This is a genomic window from uncultured Sphingomonas sp. (assembly GCF_936927845.1).
Lineage (GTDB): Bacteria > Pseudomonadota > Alphaproteobacteria > Sphingomonadales > Sphingomonadaceae > Sphingomonas.
Genome location: NZ_CAKZHV010000044.1, coordinates 1 through 5,647, shown reverse-complemented (window position 1 = coordinate 5,647; position 5,647 = coordinate 1). Strand labels below are relative to the sequence as shown.

6 protein-coding genes are annotated in these 5,647 nt (G+C 65.1%); 2 read left to right on the top strand and 4 right to left on the bottom strand.

The genetic code is table 11. The features are described from left to right. Positions 1-443: 443 nt before the first annotated feature. From Q0579_RS06600 to Q0579_RS06590, 3 genes are all read right to left on the bottom strand, one after another. On the bottom strand, positions 444-1,313 hold the full coding sequence (locus tag Q0579_RS06600; RefSeq protein ID WP_298810414.1) for an aspartyl protease family protein: 870 nt from the start codon (positions 1,311-1,313) through the stop codon (positions 444-446). Positions 1,314-1,343: 30 nt separating this feature from the next. Continuing rightward, positions 1,344-1,751: a BlaI/MecI/CopY family transcriptional regulator gene (locus Q0579_RS06595; RefSeq protein WP_298810413.1), complete on the bottom strand. Its 408-nt coding sequence runs from the start codon at positions 1,749-1,751 to the stop codon at positions 1,344-1,346. Between the two features lie 97 nt (positions 1,752-1,848). Then, positions 1,849-2,160 (bottom strand): hypothetical protein, encoded by a 312-nt coding sequence (locus tag Q0579_RS06590; RefSeq protein ID WP_298810412.1) that lies wholly within the window; start codon positions 2,158-2,160, stop codon positions 1,849-1,851. Positions 2,161-2,284: 124 nt separating this feature from the next. Between Q0579_RS06590 and Q0579_RS06585 the strand changes: the two genes are divergently transcribed. Further along, complete coding sequence (locus tag Q0579_RS06585; protein ID WP_298810410.1) at positions 2,285-3,379, top strand: DUF5694 domain-containing protein; 1,095 nt, start codon at positions 2,285-2,287, stop codon at positions 3,377-3,379. Positions 3,380-3,384: 5 nt separating this feature from the next. Continuing rightward, positions 3,385-4,965: a M20/M25/M40 family metallo-hydrolase gene (locus Q0579_RS06580; RefSeq protein WP_298810408.1), complete on the top strand. Its 1,581-nt coding sequence runs from the start codon at positions 3,385-3,387 to the stop codon at positions 4,963-4,965. Here Q0579_RS06580 and Q0579_RS06575 read toward each other — a convergent pair. Next, entirely contained in the window at positions 4,947-5,411 is a 465-nt protein-coding gene (locus tag Q0579_RS06575; protein ID WP_298810405.1) for a MarR family winged helix-turn-helix transcriptional regulator, read from the bottom strand. The genes Q0579_RS06580 and Q0579_RS06575 overlap by 19 nt on opposite strands. Positions 5,412-5,647: the final 236 nt, after the last annotated feature.

Genomic DNA, 5,647 nt, shown 5'->3' with positions numbered 1-5,647 from the left:
ATCATCAGCATCTCAGATTCGAGCCTCCAAGGCTCCGGCAGTCATGGGGTCTAAGGGTCCGCTGTTAGCGTGTCATTCCGCCCCGAGCCGGGACCGATTAGGGCGCATAGATCGCGTGACGGGTTAGGTGACACCGTTCGATGCCGATCGAGCTAGACAGGCGCTCCGTCACGCATACGCACGTTTGCGGAGCGTCCCATTTCTCCATCTTCGATGCGCCATTTCGGGAAAACCTATTCGGGAACAGATTTTGGGAAAACCGGGCAGTCGCGACCTGCGCGATCAGCGCATACTCCCCGGCTGTCTCGCTACGGGTTCCTTTGCGGGAAAGGTCCGAGCTTCCCGCTACCCCTTTCATCGGGAATGCCGCGGTCTCAGCGGCGATGCTCAATGAAACGATTGAGGAGCGTCGCTTCGCCTCCGGCCGCAATGCTTTCTCGAAGCTAGTTTACCGGCTCTACCGGGGGCGGCGCACCCATCCCGTCAGGGGCAGCTACTGGATTTCGCCTAAACCAAACGCGTCCGTTAGCTAAATCCATAGTAACAATCCAATGTTTGAGGAATGGCATACCGAGATTGCCGTCGATTACGATGTCGGGACTGAATATCAGCCCGGCAGCTTCGACGCCCTCCGCGACCTTGAAGCGGCCTTCCTGTGGTCCTTCTCCCGTGACCTCTTTCAGATTAAACGACTTAAGTAACGGGCGAGCCACAAGGAGCGTACCGCCATTGCCGCTGTCCAATTCGAGTCGCGCTGGTCCGCGCGCTGTCGGGGCCTCTACAAACACGGATAGTGCCAAGCCGCCTATCTCGCGGGCGAGATGCGCCGGAACCTCGATCGCTCCTACCTTGCGTCGGGTGGCACTGTCGGCAGTTCCCAAGGTGAGTTCCCGTCGAGCGAAATCTATCGTCACGGTGCGGCCGGCGAACGCGTCGAGTGCAAGCAGGCCGTCAATGGGGCTATCCGGGGAGCCAACCGCCAGCACGGTCGCGACAGGGCTACGCAGTGTCTGGTTCTGCCAGTGTATCTCGACGTTGTCGCAGCGTGGCGTGGTGATCTTGGTGCCCGTCATGTGGAAGCCGGTTATCGCTCCCCAAGGCTGACAGTTCAGCTCCTTCGCCAGTGAAGGCGAGATCACGGTGATGCCGCCAGCCGTATCGAGTTGAAAGAGACGCTGCCGTCCGGCCACCTCCACCCGCGCTGCCACGCCTTTACGATAGCTCTCCAGTGGCAGATGTACCGGCTTATCGGAAACAGCACCTGCCCCTGAAGCTGCGCCGGACAGCAACGCGGCAAAAAGCAGCGTTCTCATGGTCTACTCCCCTCTAAATACAGATCAGCTCTACCGGCTGGCGTCTTGGTCGTGCGCTGCCAGTGTTGCCCTAATGTCGTCGATCTCCTCGTCAGCCGGGCAGAGCCCTAGCGCGAAGGATGCAAGGCTGAAGAGCGAGCCCGAGAAAAGCTTGCGCGCGACTTCGTGCACGTAAGCCGCGCGCGCTTGGTCTTCACTCACGGCCGGCAGATAGAAATGCATTCGCTCATTATCGAGCCGGGTAACCAATCCCTTCGCGAGCATAATCTGCAAGAGCTTTAGAACCGTCGTGTAGCCACGCTCGCGCTGTTCATTCAGGTCGTAATGCGCGCTTCCGACCGTGCTGCGGCCTTGTCGCCAGATCACCTGCAGGATTTCGAGTTCCGCCTCTGTCGGCAGTGGCACGTCACTGTCGGGGAAAGTCAGCGACCGCTTCATAGCGCATGCCTACGAACGGTCTCGTAGTATGTCAACGAAGACATTCGTAGGGGATGGGACAAATCAGAAGCGGTTGTTTTTCTTGGGTTGGTGCAGCTCAGAGCATCATGGGAGTGAGGCAACTCGCAACGGCAAGCAGCCCCGTGAAAGCTAAGCGAACGCCGCGATGCCGGATGATGATGGCCGGCAACGCAAGCACCACGATGCCAACTGCGCTCGTGGTAGCGAACAACTGGCGAAAGCCACGGGCCATGCCAGCTCCGGCCGCGTCGCTGCCCATCTCGTGGTCCGTGGCGCCCGTGTAGAGGAGCCACAACACAATCGCGTTCCACACTAACAATGCCGCGACGGTCAGCGCGAGACCGTCGCGCCACGGGCGCTTGGACGCTGGTGTTCGATCTTCCGGCATTGATGCCCCTGGCTTCCATTCCGCTTGTCGACGTGCGGCCTAGCATCAATCAGTCCCAAGCGCTAATATGTAAGCGTTGACATATTCAGGGAAGTGGCTTGTGCGGACAAGGACGATCAAGGCGGTGGTGATCGCGATGATGGTCGCCATCTCGGGAGGCGCGCGGGCTGGCGGTCAGGACGCAGTCTTTGCGCCACCTTCCGCGCGTGCAGGGCTGGCGATGCCGGCTACCAAGGTCATGGTGCTGGGGATCAGCCATCTGGACAACGCGCCCAAGGCGTTCGATCCGGCGTGGCTCGCGCCGGTAATGTGCCGGCTGCATGCCTATGCCCCCGACGCGATCCTGATCGAGGCCATGTCCGGCGAGCAGCTCGCGCAGATCGACGCCTACAAGGCGGTACACGGCGATGCCGGCAAGTGGGCCGGGCCGACGCTGTCGATCGCCAAGGACGCGCAAGCCTCGCTCGGTCTCGACGGCGCCGCCGCGCTTGCGCAGACCAACACCCTGGCGGCCCGCCCCCGGCCGGCGCCGGCCGATCGACGCCGGCTCGCCGGGCTGTTCCTGGCGGCCGGCGAGCCCTTCTCGGCTGCCGTGCAGTGGCAGCAACTTGCGCCTGGCGAGCGGATTGCGGCGGACGGCGTGACGGACAAGATGAGGCGCACGATCGAGCGGTTCGCCACCGGGCGGGGCGAAATCACGTCGATGGCGGTGCCGTTGGCTGTGGGACTCGGCCTGCCGCGCATCTTCTCGGCGGGCGATCACCTCAGTGACACGGCGCTCCCCGACGACGCCGTGTTCGGCGCGGCGGTGAAGGCCCATCCCGCCATCGTGGATGGGTTGAACAAGGCGACGCCCGAGCTGCAACCCTATGGCTCCAAGGCGCTGGCGCTCGACGCGCCGGACCGGGTGATGCCGATGTTCCGGGCGCTGAACTCTCCCCGCTTCGGGCAGCTCGATGCGAAGGCGCAATGGCTGTCGTTGGAACAGACCGCTGGCTTCGGCCCCTCCGGCCGTCAGCGGGTCGCCGCGTGGGAAGCGCAGAACCTGCGTATGGCGACCACCATCCGCGAGGTGACCGCGCCGATGCCGGGCGGGCGTGCGCTCCTAATCGTGGGGGCGGCGCACAAGGCGTTCATCGAAGCGTATCTACGCCAGATGACCGATATCGAGGTCATGTCCGTACCCGCCATGCTCGATGCGACCCCGGCGGGATGCTGAGGGCGATGCGCCTGCGACAGATCGGGCTCGCCGTCACCACGGCCCTGCTGGTCGGCGCCGCGCCCTCGCCGGAGGTGCCGATCGGTGCGCGCATCATCGACGAAGGTTTCGCGCACAGCGAGGTGATGGCGACCGCGACCTACCTTGCCGACCATATCGGCGGCCGGCTGACCAACTCGCCAGCGATGCGCCAGGCGGAGGCATGGGCGAAGGCACGCCTTCGCGGGTGGGGGTTGAGCGATGTTCGCGCCGAGCCGTTCGACTTTGGCCGTGGCTGGAGCGTGGAAGAGGCGAGCGCGACCATGATCGCGCCGCGCCGGATCGCGCTGCGTTCCATTCCGGTCGCGTGGACGCCGGGCACGGGCGGACCGAAGACGGCGGAGGCGATCCTGGCGCCGATCGTGCGCGCGAGCGACTATGCGGCATGGCGTGGCAAGCTGGTGGGGAAAATCGTGCTGCTGAGCGCCCCGCGCGAGCCGGCCGACGAGACGCAGGCGCCGTTCACCCGGCGATCGGACGCCGACCTCGCGGCGCTCGACACCTTCCGCCAGCCCGTCACCGACCCGGCGGTCCTCGACCGCCTCGCCAAGGCGCAGCGCGCCTCCTTCGATGCAGAGGCGTTCCTAAAGGCGGAGGGTGCCGTCGCCTGGATTCGTATGTCGGCGCACGACAACGGCCTGGTCAGCGGTGAGGGCTTCGGGTTCCGCATTGGCCACACACCTCCGCTGCCGGGGTTCGAAATGGCGGCGGAGGATTATCGGCGCATGGTGCGCCTGCTGCGCGATGGGCCGGTATCGCTGCGGCTCAATTCCACCGTCCGATACGACGACAGCGATCCCATGGCTTATAACGTGCTGGCTGACCTGCCCGGCACCTCCCGCACGAACGGTTATGTCATGGCGGGCGCGCACCTCGATAGTTGGACCGCCGCCGACGGCGCGACCGACAACGGTGCAGGCGTCGCCATCGTCATGGAGGCCGCACGCATCCTGTCCAAGCTGCATGTGCGAACCAGGCGGACGATCCGCTTTGCCCTGTGGTCGGGCGAGGAACAGGGCCTGTTCGGCTCGTCTGCCTATGTCGCCGCGCATCTGGCACGAAGGCCGCCCGATCCGGATCCCGACAAACGGCTGTTCGGCCCCTATTTCTCGCAGACCTGGCCGGTGACGCCGCTGCCGGGCTACCGCGATATGACTGGCTACTTCAACATCGACAACGGGTCGGGCAAGCTGCGCGGCATCTACGGCGAGGGCAATCTGGCGGCGATCCCGACCTTGCGCGCCTGGCTCGCGCCGTTCGCCAGCATGGGCGCGACCACCGTCGCCGCGCGGCCGACCGGCGGTTCCGACCAGCAGGTCATGTCGGCGATCGGGCTGCCGGCGTTCCAGTTCATCCAGGACGACCTCGATTACGACGCGCGCGTCCACCACACCACGCTCGACAGCGCGGACCATCTGCGCGCAGCCGACCTGCGGCAGGCGGCGGTGATCCTGGCGAGCCTGCTGGTCGAGGCGGCGAACGCCGAGCAGCCGCTACCGCGGCGTGCCCTGCCATCGGCGCCGGACGGCTACCGGCCGGCTTCCTGATCCTCTGCCTGCGCTGCGACGAGCCGGTCGAGGAAGCTCCGCTCCCGCAGCGTCGCCTCCAGCCGCCATAGCGGCTCGAATACGGCAGCGTCCGCCTCCTCCAGCAGAGCGTGATATGCCCGCGCGATCACCACGTCGGCATCGAGCATCCGGGTCGCCTCCGCGTGTCCCCGGTCGGTAAGGCTGACTATCGTTCGGCGGCGGTCGGCCGGATCGGCCGCGGTCGCGATCATGTCGAGCGCCCTGAGCTGCCGGACCCAGGTGATGACGAGCGGGTGCGACTGGCGCAGCGCGTCCGCGATCTGCAGAACCTGTTGTGGGCCACGGCGTAGCAGCAGGTGGAGCGTCGAGGCGGTGCGCGGCGGTGCCGTCAGCCCAAACAGCGGATACCAGCGCTCGCACCCTTGAACGAGTTCGTCCGACAGGCGACGCAGGACATGCGCCATGAAGGGTAAGCCCTCAGATCGCACGAAGTCGTCGGCTGGTATCGGCTCGTTATTGTCCACCATGGTTTGATACCCGACCGCCGCGACGGCGCGAAGCTGATATCAGGTACGTCGATCGCACGTGAGTTTCGAGAAGGCTGTGATCTTCCCGTTTCACCATCCCAATCGGGACGATCGCCGGGCTTAGACCCCATGACTGCCGGAGCCTTGGAGGCTCGAATCTGAGATGCTGATGA

Excerpts from the sequence above, each read along its gene's own strand:
- Q0579_RS06590 (WP_298810412.1), bottom strand. The coding sequence starts at position 2,160 with ATGCCGGAAGATCGAACACCAGCGTCCAAGCGCCCGTGGCGCGACGGT.
- Q0579_RS06580 (WP_298810408.1), top strand. The coding sequence starts at position 3,385 with ATGCGCCTGCGACAGATCGGGCTCGCCGTCACCACGGCCCTGCTGGTC.
- Q0579_RS06575 (WP_298810405.1), bottom strand. The coding sequence starts at position 5,411 with ATGGCGCATGTCCTGCGTCGCCTGTCGGACGAACTCGTTCAAGGGTGC.
- Q0579_RS06595 (WP_298810413.1), bottom strand. The coding sequence starts at position 1,751 with ATGAAGCGGTCGCTGACTTTCCCCGACAGTGACGTGCCACTGCCGACA.
- Q0579_RS06600 (WP_298810414.1), bottom strand. The coding sequence starts at position 1,313 with ATGAGAACGCTGCTTTTTGCCGCGTTGCTGTCCGGCGCAGCTTCAGGG.